Source organism: Serratia sp. ASV30 (genome assembly GCF_016428815.1).
GTDB lineage: Bacteria > Pseudomonadota > Gammaproteobacteria > Enterobacterales > Enterobacteriaceae > Chania > Chania fonticola_C.
The window spans coordinates 37,058-51,459 of record NZ_JAELTL010000012.1; the positions used below are offsets into that span (position 1 = coordinate 37,058).

The 14,402-nt window shown below is 52.7% G+C and carries 10 protein-coding genes; 7 read left to right on the forward strand and 3 right to left on the reverse strand.

Annotation, left to right across the window (positions count from 1 at the left end; genetic code table 11):
- Positions 1-441 precede the first annotated feature (441 nt).
- Positions 442-2,820 (forward strand): phosphoenolpyruvate synthase, encoded by a 2,379-nt coding sequence (gene ppsA, locus JHD74_RS07575; protein ID WP_199062300.1) that lies wholly within the window; start codon positions 442-444, stop codon positions 2,818-2,820.
- Positions 2,821-3,226: 406 nt separating this feature from the next.
- Here the strand turns inward: ppsA and ydiK are convergent, their stop codons facing one another.
- Together ydiK and araD are read right to left on the reverse strand one after the other, a co-directional pair.
- Positions 3,227-4,327 (reverse strand): AI-2E family transporter YdiK, encoded by a 1,101-nt coding sequence (ydiK, locus tag JHD74_RS07580; RefSeq protein WP_199062302.1) that lies wholly within the window; start codon positions 4,325-4,327, stop codon positions 3,227-3,229.
- A gap of 239 nt (positions 4,328-4,566) precedes the next feature.
- The gene (gene araD, locus JHD74_RS07585; protein ID WP_199062304.1) at positions 4,567-5,262 is read right to left on the reverse strand and encodes an L-ribulose-5-phosphate 4-epimerase; all 696 of its coding nucleotides are present in this window, start codon (positions 5,260-5,262) and stop codon (positions 4,567-4,569) included.
- Between the two features lie 474 nt (positions 5,263-5,736).
- On the opposite strand from araD, the gene JHD74_RS07590 reads away from it, so the two are divergent.
- The 4 genes from JHD74_RS07590 (at position 5,737) to menI (ending at position 11,423) form a co-directional block, all read left to right on the forward strand.
- Positions 5,737-6,546, forward strand: a complete 810-nt coding sequence (locus JHD74_RS07590) for a DeoR/GlpR family DNA-binding transcription regulator (RefSeq protein ID WP_199062306.1) — start codon at positions 5,737-5,739, stop codon at positions 6,544-6,546.
- A gap of 257 nt (positions 6,547-6,803) precedes the next feature.
- Positions 6,804-7,706, forward strand: a complete 903-nt coding sequence (locus tag JHD74_RS07595) for an L-ribulose-5-phosphate 3-epimerase (RefSeq protein WP_074031386.1) — start codon at positions 6,804-6,806, stop codon at positions 7,704-7,706.
- Between the two features lie 247 nt (positions 7,707-7,953).
- Positions 7,954-11,010, forward strand: a complete 3,057-nt coding sequence (locus JHD74_RS07600; protein WP_024531325.1) for an FAD-binding and (Fe-S)-binding domain-containing protein — start codon at positions 7,954-7,956, stop codon at positions 11,008-11,010.
- Entirely contained in the window at positions 11,007-11,423 is a 417-nt protein-coding gene (gene menI, locus JHD74_RS07605) for a 1,4-dihydroxy-2-naphthoyl-CoA hydrolase (RefSeq protein ID WP_021178115.1), read from the forward strand. Before JHD74_RS07600 ends, menI begins: the two co-directional genes overlap by 4 nt.
- Positions 11,424-11,594: 171 nt before the next feature.
- Here menI and JHD74_RS07610 read toward each other — a convergent pair whose 3' ends face one another.
- Positions 11,595-11,999, reverse strand: a complete 405-nt coding sequence (locus tag JHD74_RS07610) for a hypothetical protein (protein ID WP_024486172.1) — start codon at positions 11,997-11,999, stop codon at positions 11,595-11,597.
- A 475-nt stretch (positions 12,000-12,474) separates the two neighbouring features.
- On the opposite strand from JHD74_RS07610, the gene sufA reads away from it, so the two are divergent.
- Both sufA and sufB read left to right on the forward strand, forming a co-directional pair.
- Complete coding sequence (gene sufA, locus JHD74_RS07615; protein WP_021178114.1) at positions 12,475-12,846, forward strand: Fe-S cluster assembly scaffold SufA; 372 nt, start codon at positions 12,475-12,477, stop codon at positions 12,844-12,846.
- Between the two features lie 14 nt (positions 12,847-12,860).
- On the forward strand, positions 12,861-14,360 hold the full coding sequence (gene sufB, locus JHD74_RS07620) for a Fe-S cluster assembly protein SufB (RefSeq protein ID WP_024529887.1): 1,500 nt from the start codon (positions 12,861-12,863) through the stop codon (positions 14,358-14,360).
- The last annotated feature ends 42 nt before the right edge of the window (positions 14,361-14,402 follow it).

The following is a 14,402-nucleotide window of genomic DNA, read 5'->3' on the forward strand; positions in this document are numbered from 1 at the left end:
GCAACATCATGGTCTGCATATCCATATATGGTAAAGAGGGGGATAGAAATTTTGTGACGCTGGGAATAATTTGCGGAAATTTGATTTTTTTAGTAAAACATAATTTCATTTTTTATAAAATAGTGAATACTATTTTAACTACCTACCTCGACGCAAGTTGGCGCTATTTTCGTCAAAAAAATCACTAAAAGTACGGGTATTTAAGAAAAAGTTTAAATAATACATAATTTGTTGAATTGTAAGCTTTTAGCCAGTTAGGGAACGATCCCTAATAAAATTGTGCCTGCTGGAATTCTGTTAATTGCTATTTTCTTCATTGGCTTGATCGATTCACCTGTCCATTGTCTATGGATCATTGTGCTAGTGTGGGTGGGTGCCGTGTTTTGCGGTACGAGTCAAAAATCCGTCAATACCCTACTGATAGCAATAAGGATTGTCTCGATGTCTAACAATGGCCCAGACTTGCGTAATGTGCTTTGGTACAACCAGCTTGGCATGCACGACGTTGACCGTGTTGGCGGCAAAAATGCCTCCCTCGGTGAAATGATCACCAATCTCTCCGATTTGGGCGTGGCCGTACCCAACGGTTTTGCCACCACCGCCCAGGCATTTAACGATTTTCTTGAGCAAAGTGGGGTTAACCAGCGCATTTATCAGCTGCTGGATCAGACTGACGTTGACGATATTGCTCAACTGTCCAAGGCCGGTGCGCAAATTCGCCAATGGGTGATCGATACGCCTTTCCACGCGGAATTTGAGCGTGAAATTACGCTGGCGTACCAGCAACTGTCCGAGGGTGAAAGCGAAGCCTCCTTCGCCGTGCGTTCTTCCGCCACGGCTGAAGATATGCCAGACGCCTCGTTTGCCGGCCAGCAGGAAACCTTCCTCAACGTGCAGGGCATTGATGCGGTGATGGTGGCGATCAAACACGTCTTCGCCTCCCTGTTTAACGACCGGGCCATCTCTTATCGTGTGCATCAGGGTTACGATCACCGTGGCGTGGCGCTTTCCGCCGGTGTACAGCGCATGGTGCGCTCCGACCTGGCTTCCTCTGGGGTCATGTTTACCATTGATACCGAGTCCGGCTTTGATCAGGTGGTGTTTATTACCTCGGCGTTCGGCCTGGGGGAAATGGTGGTGCAAGGGGCGGTCAACCCGGATGAGTTTTATGTCCATAAACCGACGCTGCTGAAGGGCAATCCGGCCATTGTGCGCCGCAACCTTGGCTCGAAAAAAATCCGCATGGTGTACGCGCCTTCACAGGATCACGGCAAGCAGGTACGTATCGAAGATGTGCCAGAAGAGCAACGCAATCGTTTCTCTTTGACCGATGATGAAGTCCAGGCACTGGCGCATCAGGCGTTGTTGATCGAAAAACACTATGGCCGCCCGATGGATATCGAGTGGGCCAAAGACGGTCATACTGGCAAGCTGCTGATAGTCCAGGCGCGGCCAGAAACCGTGCGTTCCAATGAGCAGGTGATGGAACGCTACCAACTGAACGGTAACAGCACCGTGCTGGTGGAAGGCCGAGCCATAGGTCATCGCATTGGGGCTGGCCCGGTGAAGGTCATCCACAATATCAGCGAAATGGATCGCATTGAACCGGGTGACGTGTTGGTCACCGATATGACCGACCCGGATTGGGAACCGATCATGAAGAAGGCGGCTGCGATCGTAACCAACCGTGGCGGGCGTACCTGCCATGCGGCGATCATTGCCCGTGAACTGGGGATCCCTGCCGTTGTAGGTTGTGGCCACGCGACGGATCTGCTGAAAGAAGGGCAGAAAGTCACCGTCTCCTGCGCCGAAGGCGACACCGGCTTTGTCTACAGCGACATGCTGGAATTCAGCGTGCAAAGCTCGGAAGTCACTGAACTGCCAGAGCTCCCGTTGAAGATCATGATGAACGTCGGTAACCCAGACCGCGCGTTCGACTTCGCTCGCTTGCCAAATGAAGGTGTGGGGCTGGCCCGGTTGGAGTTTATTATCAACCGCATGATCGGCGTACACCCGCGTGCCCTGTTGGAGTTCGATCAGCAGACCCCAGAGCTGCAGGCAGAAATCAAGACGCTGATGTTAGGCTATGACGATCCGGTCGAGTTCTATGTCGGTCGTTTGACCGAAGGGATCGCTACGCTGGGTGCGGCATTCTGGCCGAAGCGCGTCATCGTGCGTCTTTCCGATTTCAAATCTAACGAATACGCCAACCTGGTCGGCGGCGAGAAATATGAGCCGCACGAAGAAAACCCGATGTTAGGATTCCGTGGCGCGGGTCGTTACGTGGCGGACAGCTTCCGCGACTGCTTCTCCATGGAATGTGCCGCGATGAAGCGGGTACGTAATGAAATGGGCTTGACCAACGTTGAGGTGATGGTGCCGTTTGTGCGTACCGTGGCTCAGGCGGAGGCCGTGGTGGCAGAGTTGGGGCGTCAGGGCCTCAAGCGCGGCGAAAACGGGCTGAAAGTGATCATGATGTGTGAGATCCCGTCCAACGCCTTGCTGGCCGATCAGTTCCTTGAGCACTTTGATGGCTTCTCTATCGGCTCCAACGATATGACGCAGCTCACGCTGGGGCTGGATCGCGATTCCGGTGTGGTTTCAGAACTGTTTGACGAACGCAACGAGGCGGTCAAGGCGCTGCTTTCCATGGCGATCCAGGCGGCCAAGCGTCACGGCAAATATGTCGGCATCTGTGGGCAAGGCCCGTCAGACCATGCAGACTTTGCCGAGTGGCTGATGGATCAGGGGATTGATAGCCTGTCGCTTAACCCGGATACCGTGGTGCAGACCTGGGTTAATTTGTCACAAAGAAAGTAAACCTGAATAACAACGTCTATTGAAAACATAAAACCGCCGGTTAATCCTGGCGGTTTTTTTATATGAGCGGGTTATTTTGCATAAAAAAAAGCCCATCAAAAGACGGGCAAAGACTACACACAGCAATTCAGTGATTCGGGGTTACCTTGTTAGCTGACTTGACTGGAAAACAATGTTTGTAAAACAATGATTTTCAGCAAGATAGAGTTTCATACTAGGTAGTTATCTGGCGCGCGTCATTAAGAATCGTCCCAATAAAACAGGCGGGATTATATGGGTCCAATGCAATAACAGGCATTTGAATGGCAAGCAGGTAAGTCAGTAGAGAAATTATCGGAGAGGATGCGGAGTGGAAAGGGAATATCGGAGTCATCTCCTGCCCAGTGGATGGGCAGGCGATGCAGGATCACAGCTGTTCTAAATCTTTGGCGACTTCTTCCAGATCGGTAGTGGGTTCCGGGGCTTCGTTTACCCAGGCGCTAAGCAACCGATAAGAGACCGCCAGCACGACTGGGCCGATAAACAGGCCAATCATCCCGAAGGCCAGCAGGCCACCGATAACGCCTGACAAGATCAGAATCAACGGCAGGTCGGCACCCATGCGGATTAGCGCCGGGCGCAGGAAGTTATCCAACGTCCCTACCACACAGCTCCACACCAATAGCACTGTGCCCCAGGTGGTGTCACCGGTCCAATACAACCAGATAATAGCCGGGATCAGCACCAGCAATGGTCCCAGTTGGGCCACGCAGAAAACGAACATCAGTACGCTAAGCAGGGTGGCGGCAGGAATGCCCGCAACGGCCAAGCCAATGCCACCCAATATGGATTGCACCAACGCCGTAACCACCACGCCCAACGCTACCGCACGGATCGCTTGCCCGGCCAGTAACACGGCCGCATCGCCCCTGTTGGAAGCAAGGCGCACGGCAAAATGGCGGATCGCCATACCGACCTGCTCACCGCGGGCATACAGCAAGGCGCTGAACAGTAACATCAGCGTACAGTGCATCAGGAAACGGCCAATATGCGCCGCCTGAGCAACAAACCAGGTAGCGGTTTGGCCGAAGTAAGGCTGTATTTTGGCTATCAAGGCGTTGCCACCGGTGTTCACCAGCAGGTGATAGCTGCTATAAAGTTTTTGCCCAATTAGCGGGGTAGAGCGTAGCCATTCCAATTGTGGCGCGTGGATTTGGCCCGGTGCGTTGACCCAAGCCACGACTGGCGCACTGTTATCCACCACGCTACTAACCAGCAGGGCAATAGGTAGTACGAACAGCAAGAGCAGCAGGATGGTCATCACCAACACGGCCAGAGACCGCCGGCCCCATAGCAAATGCTGTAGCTTAATCAACACTGGCCAGGTGGCGATCACCACCATGGATGCCCAGGCAAAGCCCAAAATAAACGGTTGAACGACCCAAAAGCTGGCAACGATCAAAATGGCGATAAACAGCACGCCAAAAATTATCGTCGGTAAATCGTAGCGGCGTTGCGGTTGTGTCATGAATGCGTTTTCATCCTAGTGAGTTAATTCCTTGGTACCCTTTTATCATGGAGCATTTTTGGCAACTTTCACAGCTAAGCGCACATTTTCCTGCGAATTTTGGTCTGGGGTACAGACTTTCATTGATTAGTGGGATTAATAAGTTATGTGGGGGAACAGATTTGCGGCTAGGAGGGCAGACCACCCAGGGATCTGGCTGGTCGCTTATCGCTATAATCAGGGCGCGGGTTGACAGTAGTTTATTGGCCGTAATAGGCTTTGGCTCCGTGCTTACGTAAGAAATGTTTGTCTAACAGCGTGGCTTGCATTGTGGGGACCTGTGGGCTGAGTTGCTGGGTAAACAGATTCATATAGGCGATTTCCTCCAGAACGACTGCATTATGCACTGCGCTGGCCGCATTTGTTCCCCAGCTAAAGGGGCCATGGCTGTTGACCAGAACTGCCGGGATCTCATTAGGGTTGATGCCGAGCTGTTGAAAGGTCTCGATAATGACCTTACCGGTTTCATGCTCGTATTCGCCAGCAATCTCCTCATCCTGCATCAGACGGGTGCAGGGTATGGTGCCATAGAAGTAGTCGGCGTGGGTGGTGCCTAATGCCGAAAGCGACTTTCCCGCCTGCGCCCAGATGGTGGCATGGCGGGAATGGGTGTGGACGATGCCACCAATGTCGGGGAAGGCCTGATACAGAGCAAGATGAGTTGCCGTATCCGAAGAGGGCTTTTTATTTCCCTCGACGATTTTGCCGCTCGCCAGTTCAACCACCACCATATCTTCTATCTGCATAGTGCTGTATTCCACCCCTGAGGGCTTAATCACCATTAACCCGCTTTGGCGATCGATACCGCTGACATTTCCCCAGGTAAATGTCACTAATTGATGTTTGGGCAATAATAAATTTGCCTCAAAAACCTGCCGTTTTAATTCCTGTAACATGAGTTACCTCGTGAGATATCTGTTGGGCGGTGGGGAGTATCACCAATTTTTTTCTCTGCGCACTCGGGTAAAGACGCTAGCGTCAATAAAGCTTGAGTACCTGGCGAATAATATTATTTTTCTCAGGTTAAAATACTGCGCTTGCCAATAGGAATAAAGCGCACAGCATTGACGGGGAAAGTAAATGGTTATATTTGGGCGAAATCGGTCACATTCGGGCATTGATTTTGTGCCTGACTGTGACCGTTTGTTTTTGGTAATGGCTTTCTATAATGTCTAATGCTCTTTTTTATGTGACTTTGGTCACAATTAAAGTGTCTTGTGTTCTGTTTTGTTGCAATTTATTGTTAATAAAATCACATAATAATGAGTGGAAAAGTCAGGGAAAGAGTTTCTTGAATTGAGTCACTTTCATGCCAGCTAAAAAATATCATTATAGCGTTAAGCCAATCTCGGTATTTTTAGAGGGATAACATGTTACAAGCTGAACGTTATAAGCTCATTTGTACGCACGTACACCAACAGGGTTCTGCTTTGGTAACTGAGTTATCCGTGGTCTGTCAGGTATCGCCTGAGACGATCCGCCGCGATTTGCGGGTATTAGCGAAGAACAAGAAGCTAATCCGCAGCTTCGGCGGAGCCGTGGCGCTGGATGTACATGAAGTACCAGTGATTGACTCTTGGGAGCGCACTGCGGTGTCAAACAGTGTCGATCAGGCTGAGAGCTTTCGCAAAAGAACGGAAGAACACCCTGATATCAAGATGAAAATAGCCAAATCTGCCCTGCAGTTTATCCATCCGGGCGACTGCATTCTGCTGGATAACAGCAGTACCTGCTGGTTTTTGGCACGGCAGATCCCGGATATTGAGATTACGGTAGTCACCAACTCGGTCAAAATCATTCAGGCCTTGGCCTGTCGCGATAAGATCCGTGTGATAGGCATCGGTGGTGAATACTCAAGAAGGCATGATGACTTTCATGGCCCAGTGGCCGAAAGCGCGCTGAGAAATTTTCAGATCAATACCTTTTTCTTCTCGTGCCAAGGGTTAAATCAGGAACACGGTATTCGCGATGGCAATGAAATCAATGCCAGATTAAAACAGGTCATGTTGCAGGTGTCGGCGAAAAAGATTTTGCTGGCCGGTTCCAGCAAGTTTGAACAATATTCCTTTTGTAAAATATGCATGTTGGATGAAGTGGATATTCTGATCACCAATAAACTCGTTTCATCTAAATACCGCGGGGATAATCCGAGGTTGGAAATTATTGAAGCTCATAAGTAAGCTGTTTTTAAGAAAATGACGGTCGCGAATAAATAACTATTGTACGCCGCAGGAAAATAACACTCACATCCGCGTAAGTTTAAATATTTAAGTGAAGATAATATTAATCCTCCCTTTCTTAACGAAGGGCCTGCACGTGGCTCTGGGGTGGGCTGCGCGCTGACGTTCAACATCTTTCTGGACAAATGGCAGGCTCTACGTGCCATGGATCGTAATCGGGCCAAGCAGCATTCGCTGGCCAGCAGTGAGGAGAAATAATGCGTAATCATCCATTAGGGATTTATGAGAAAGCGTTGCCAAAGCAAACCAGTTGGCTTGAGAAGCTGGTGCTGGCCAAAGCCTGTGGTTTTGATTTTGTCGAAATGTCGATTGATGAGAGTGATGAACGCCTGGCTCGCCTGGACTGGAGCGAGGACGAACGGATGGCGATCGTTCAGGCCATGCAGCAGACCGGTATTCGCATCCCGACGCTGTGTCTCTCGGCGCACCGGCGTTTCCCGTTTGGCAGCCGCGATAGCGCCACCCGCGAGCGGGCCAGGGCTATCATGGTCAAGGCGATAAAACTGGCGCAGGACTTGGGCATTCGCACCATTCAACTGGCGGGTTACGATGTTTATTACGAACCGCAAGACAGCGAAACGATAGCGCATTTTGAAGCCTCGCTGGCCTGGGCAGTGGCACTGGCTGCCGGGGCGCAGGTGATGTGTGCGGTAGAGATAATGGATACGCCTTTTATCAACGCCATCAGCAAGTGGAAAGTGCTGGCAGACAAGATCAACTCACCTTGGTTTACCGTTTACCCGGATATCGGCAACCTGACCGCCTGGGGCAATGATGTGGACAGTGAGCTGAGTTGCGGCATCGATCAGATCGCGGCAATTCACCTGAAGGATACTTATCCGGTCACTGCGGATGCGCCGGGGCAGTTCCGCGATGTGCCTTTTGGTGACGGATGCGTGGACTTTGTCGGGCTGTTCACAACCCTGCAGCGGCTCAACTATCGTGGTACCTTTCTGATCGAAATGTGGACAGAAAAGTCGCCGCAACCCATGTTGGATATCATTCATGCGCGTCAGTGGATCGAAGAACAGATGCGCCTTGCGGGCTGGCAGGATGAGCGTTCATCCATGATCATTCCTGGGGAGCCAGTATTAAACTAAGCGCGGTGGAATAACCGCCAGAGTTTCCTCTTCCTAAAGCGTAGCCATCGGCTGCGCTATCATTTTTCCCGCCAAATAATGCCAAATTCAGGATGTACAAGCGGCAAAACACCCGCCATTATGAGGTAGATAGCGATGATGCAGGGGCGAGTAACGCCCCTTGCGGTTATCGTGATAATAAAAGACAGGGGAGGGTCAGTTCCGGGCCCGATTAAGCAATTAAGAGCAGACAGAGTCAAACAAGCGAATGATCCCACAAATTTCTCAGGCATCCGGCCTCGTTCAACGGGTGCTGGACTTTTTGGCCGCGTTAAAACAGAGCGGATTCAACGGCGATACCGCCACTAGCTATGCCGATCGGCTGACGATGGCGACGGATAACAGCATTTACCAGCTGTTGCCTGATGCGGTGGTGTTTCCTCGCTCAACCGCCGACGTGGCGCTGATCGCCCGGTTGGCCGACGAAGAACGCTTCAAGGCGCTGACCTTCAGCCCGCGCGGTGGCGGCACAGGCACCAATGGGCAGGCACTTAATACCGGCATTGTGGTTGATATGTCGCGCTACATGAACCGCATTCTGGACATCAACGTCGAGCAGGGCTGGGTACGGGTAGAAGCGGGGGTGATTAAAGACCAGCTCAACCAGTATTTAAGGCCATTCGGTTATTTCTTTGCGCCGGAGCTTTCTACCAGCAACCGCGCTACTCTTGGCGGTATGATCAATACCGACGCGTCTGGCCAAGGTTCGCTGGTGTACGGCAAAACCTCAGACCACGTGTTGGGGCTGCGGGCGGTATTGCTGGGGGGCGAAATGATCGACACCCGCGTCATGCCGACGCCGCTGGCGGAAACGATTGCTCAGGAAGATACGCCAGAGGGGCGGATCTACCACACCGTGCTGAACCGATGCCGCGAGCAACGGGCGTTGATCCTGGAAAAATTCCCCAAGCTTAACCGTTTCCTCACTGGCTACGATCTGCGCCACGTGCTGAGCGACGATCTGCAAACTTTCGATCTGACCCGCATTCTTACCGGTGCCGAAGGGACCTTGGCCTTTATCACCGAAGCGCGGCTGGATATCACGCCGTTGCCGAAGGTGCGGCGGCTGGTAAACGTCAAATATGACTCTTTCGATTCAGCCTTGCGCAATGCCCCCTTTATGGTGGAAGCCAAGGCGCTGTCGGTGGAAACCATCGATTCCAAGGTGCTGAATCTGGCCCGCGAAGATATCGTCTGGCACTCGGTCAGCGAACTGATCACCAACGTGCCGGATAAAGAGATGCTCGGGTTGAACATCGTTGAGTTTGCCGGTGACGATAAGGAACTGATCGACGGCCAGATGGAAGCGTTGTGCGAGCGTCTGGATGACTTGATCTCCGAACAACAGGCTGGCGTGATCGGTTATCAGATTTGCGGCGATTTGAGCGGCATTGAGCGCATCTACAATATGCGCAAAAAGGCGGTTGGGTTGCTGGGTAACGCCAAAGGGCAAGCCAAACCCATTCCGTTTGCCGAAGATACCTGCGTGCCGCCGCAGCACCTGGCCGACTACATCACCGAGTTCCGCCAACTGTTGGATAGCCATAATCTGAGCTACGGTATGTTCGGCCACGTTGATGCTGGGGTACTGCACGTGCGCCCGGCATTAGATATGTGCGATCCCCAGCAAGAAGTGCTGATGAAGCAGATCTCTGACCAGGTGGTGGCATTAACCGCGAAGTACGGTGGCCTGCTGTGGGGGGAACACGGAAAGGGCTTCCGGGCGGAGTATAGCCCAGCGTTCTTCGGCGAAGAACTTTACGAGGAACTGCGCCGCATCAAGGCCGCGTTTGACCCGCTCAATCGACTCAACCCGGGTAAAATCTGCCCGCCGCTGGGTGTTGATGCCGTGATGATGAAAGTCGATGCGGTGAAACGCGGTACGTTTGATCGCCGCATTCCCATCGATGTCCGCACCTCGTTCCGTGGAGCGATGGAGTGTAACGGCAACGGACTGTGTTTCAACTTTGATGTCCACAGCCCGATGTGCCCATCGATGAAGATCACCGCGAATCGGATCCATTCGCCGAAAGGCCGTGCGGCACTGGTGCGGGAATGGTTACGGTTATTGGCAGAGCAGGGCGTGGATCCCGTCGCGCTGGAAAAGCAGTTGCCGCAGCAGCGCCTCAGCTTCCGCACTCTGGTTGAGAAAACCCGTAATAGCTGGCATGCAGGCAAGGGCGAGTATGACTTCTCTCATGAAGTCAAAGAAGCGATGTCTGGCTGCCTGGCCTGTAAAGCCTGTTCGACCCAGTGCCCGATCAAGATCGACGTGCCGGGCTTCCGTTCGCGCTTCCTGCAGCTTTATCACACCCGTTATCTGCGCCCAATGCGTGACTATGTGGTCGCTGGTGTCGAGAGCTATACCCCGTTGATGGCCAAAGCGCCGAAGGTGTTCAACTTCTTCTTCAAGCAGCCATGGGTGCGCGAACTGAGCCGCAGCAGCATCGGTATGGTGGATTTACCGCTGCTATCCAGCCCAACGTTACGCCAACAGCTGTCGGGCCATAGCGCGTTCAGCATGACGCTTGAACAGTTGGAAGCATTGAGCGAAAGCCAGCGCGAACAGCATGTGCTGGTGGTACAGGATCCGTTTACCAGCTATTACGATGCCCAGGTCGTGGCAGACTTTGTACGGCTGGTGGAAAAGCTGGGCTACAAGCCGGTGCTGTTGCCTTTCTCACCGAACGGTAAGGCACAGCATATCAAAGGCTTCCTGACGCGCTTTGCCAAAACGGCGCGCAAGACCGCGGACTTCCTTAACCGGGTAGCCAAACTGGGGATGCCGATGGTGGGTGTCGATCCGGCGCTGGTGCTGTGTTATCGCGACGAGTATCAAGAAATTCTCGGGGCCGAACGGGGGAGTTTCCAGGTGCAACTGGTCCATGAATGGCTGCAAAAGTTGTTGGCAGAACGTGCGGAACAGCCTGCCACCGGGGAAGCGTGGTATCTGTTTGGTCACTGCACCGAAACCACCGCATTACCGGCCAGTACCCAGCAGTGGGCTGCCATCTTTGCCCGTTTTGGCGCCAAGTTGGAAAACGTCAGCGTCGGTTGCTGTGGCATGGCGGGCACTTACGGTCACGAAGCCAAGAATCTGCAAAATTCCCTGGGTATTTATGAGCTATCATGGCATCAGGCGCTACAACGTTTGCCAAGGCAACGCTGTCTGGCGACCGGTTATTCTTGCCGCAGCCAGGTAAAACGCATTGAAGGCAATGGCGTGCGGCATCCATTACAGGCACTTCTGGAGATGATTGCGTGAAGCTGTGGAAACGTGAAACAACGCTGGAACAACTCAACCAAAGCGGCGAAGGATGCATGGTGGCCCATGTGGGTATTCAGTTCACCCGTTTGGAAGATGACTATTTAGAAGCAGTGATGCCCGTCGATCACCGTACGACCCAGCCGTTTGGCCTGTTACATGGAGGGGCTTCGGTGGTGCTGGCCGAGTCTATGGGGTCCATGGCCGGTTATCTGTGCACCGAAGGGGAGCAAAAGGTGGTGGGGTTGGAGATTAACGCCAACCACCTGCGTGCGGTATTTAAAGGGCAGGTGCGCGGGGTTTGTCGCGCGTTGCATGCTGGCCGCCGCAATCAGGTCTGGCAGATCGAGATCTTCGACGATCGCGATCGCCTGTGCTGTACCTCACGGCTGACCACGGCGGTATTGGAATAGAGGCCCCCTCACCCCAACCCTCTCTCACAGGGAGAGGGAGCTGTTGGCCTCTGCTTTTTTGGAAGTAAGGAGGTCATCTCAGCAAACGCGAACGCCCCCTCATCCAAAGTGCGTCAGCGAATTTCAGTTGCACTCGATCGGTCCCCTTGCCCTGTGGGAGAGGGGCCAGCTTTATAACTGGAAGGGGACCCGTTTCACAAAATCCTTCTGAAAAGCGGTAGCCTTGTCCCAGCCGCCTTCCATCGAATATTTCTGGCAAATCAGCGTTAGCGTATGCCGGGCAAAATGATAGCACTGTACGCGGAACAGCTGACAACGCTGTGGGTTGTTGATCTCGACGATCAGCCGGTTATGCAGTTTGCTCAGCGCATGCAGGTAACTCTCGTCATCGCCATTTTCCAGGCATAAATTCGCCATGCCAAGGCTGACGCCGTTGTAACGCTTCAGATGATTGATGTTGCATTCCGGCCGCTGTAGCGCCGCTTCCGCCATATAGAAATCCACCGTGGCATCACGGATGTTGAACTTGTATTCATCAATTTTGCTCAGCAGCCACGCATTCATCGAGATAGCCATAGGTCCACGCCCAATTAAAGCTTAATGATAATCATTATCATATTTGCAGCTGTGGCGATGATCAATGCTCCCCGCAGTTTTTTTTCTGTTGTGGGTCTTTTGACCGCCACGGGCTAAAAATACGCGAGCGACTAGACTTAAAGCAGGGAAAGGCATTTTTCAGACAGACAAAATGCAGAAATAGGTATTTTCTATGAATGTTTAAAACAGACGACTTATCCGGTGTTATAACCTTATCGGGGCTGCGGGATAAGCCGTACAAGATATGATTAATTGCTATGAATTCAGAGGGATAAAAATTATCCCCATGTCTATTCTGCCTGGATGCGCCATCGATTTATCGTGTTGCCGAGCGTAAATCCGGGCGTTTGGTAAATACCCCCGCAAAACAAACGGTTGAAGTGATAATCATTATCACTAACATGGACGGTAAGCCAGATCGGCTGTAGTAAAACACGAATGTGAGGTAGGCCATATGCATACGGAAGATGTTGGTACTTTTTCCTTGGCAGACAACGTCTGGCAAGGCATTTCGCTGAGCGACAGCGCGGTGAAGCAGATAATCAGACTCATGCAGCAGGATGCTCAGGTGAAAGGGCTGCAACTCGGCGTCAAACAATCGGGTTGTGCGGGCTTTGCCTATGTACTGGATTTGACCCGCGAACCGGCCAGCGACGATCTGTTGTTCGAACGTGACGGGGCCAAGCTGTTCGTGCCGCTCAAAGCGATGCCGTTTATCGATGGCACCACGGTAGATTTTGTTCGGGAAGGGCTGAATCAGATGTTCAAATTTAATAACCCTAAAGCTCAGAACGCCTGCGGGTGCGGTGAGAGCTTTGGCGTTTAAGCGATGCAATCAACATGACACGAAGCAACGTAGAAGCAGCGAAAGATGTACCGGCTTGGGTCAGCGAAGGTCGCTACAAGGAAGGATTCTTTACCCAACTGGCCACCGATGAGTTGGCCAAAGGTATCAACGAAGAGGTGGTACGCGCCATCTCGGCCAAGCGTAACGAACCCGAGTGGATGCTGGAATTCCGCCTGGAGGCTTACCGTGCCTGGCTGCAAATGGAAGAGCCACACTGGCTTAAAGCCCACTATGACAAGCTGAACTATCAGGATTACAGCTACTATTCAGCGCCGTCCTGCGGCAGCTGTGATGACTCCTGCGGTTCTCAGCCTGGGGCTGAGCAGCAGCCTGGCGCCAGTACGGAAAACGGCTACCTGACCAGCGAGGTTGAACTGGCGTTTAATCAGTTGGGTGTCCCGGTGCGTGAAGGTAGCGAAGTGGCAGTAGACGCCATTTTCGACTCGGTTTCCGTCGCGACCACTTACCGTGAAAAGCTGGCGGAGAGTGGGGTGATCTTCTGCTCGTTCGGTGAGGCCATTCACGACCATCCAGACTTGGTACGTAAGTATCTGGGCCGAGTGGTGCCGCATAACGACAACTTCTTTGCCGCACTAAACGCTGCGGTGGCTTCCGACGGCACCTTCGTCTACGTGCCGAAGGGCGTACGCTGCCCAATGGAGCTTTCCACCTATTTCCGTATTAACGCTGCGAAAACCGGCCAGTTTGAACGCACCATTCTGATTGCCGATGAAGGCAGCTACGTCAGCTATATCGAAGGCTGCTCAGCACCGGTACGCGACAGCTATCAACTGCACGCGGCGGTGGTAGAAGTGATCCTGCATAAAGACGCCGAAGTGAAGTATTCCACGGTGCAAAACTGGTTCTCCGGCGGCGGAGAAAGCAAGGGCGGCATTCTTAACTTCGTCACCAAGCGTGCGCTGTGTGAAGGCTCAGGGTCCAAAATGTCGTGGACACAGTCGGAAACCGGCTCGGCCATCACCTGGAAATACCCAAGCGTGATCTTGCAGGGCGACAACTCGATCGGTGAGTTTTTCTCGGTGGCGCTGACCAGCGGCTACCAACAGGCGGATACCGGCACCAAGATGATCCACATTGGTAAAAACACCAGGTCGACCATTATTGCCAAAGGGATCTCCGCCGGGCACAGCCAAAATACCTATCGTGGGCTGGTGAAAATCCTGCCTGGGGCGGAAAACGCCCGTAACTTTACCCAGTGCGATTCGATGCTGATCGGGCCCAACAGCGGGGCGCATACCTTCCCTTATGTGGAAACGCGCAATAACAGCGCCCAGCTTGAGCATGAGGCTACCACCTCGAAGATTGGTGACGACCAACTGTTCTACTGCCTGCAACGAGGCATCAGCGAAGATAACGCTATCTCAATGATCGTCAATGGTTTCTGTAAGGACGTGTTCTCCGAGCTGCCGCTGGAGTTTGCCGTGGAGGCACAGAAGTTACTGGCTATCAGCCTGGAACACAGCGTCGGTTAAGCACCCGTATTTATAGCGCAGCAGCGCGATCAGAGGACACAG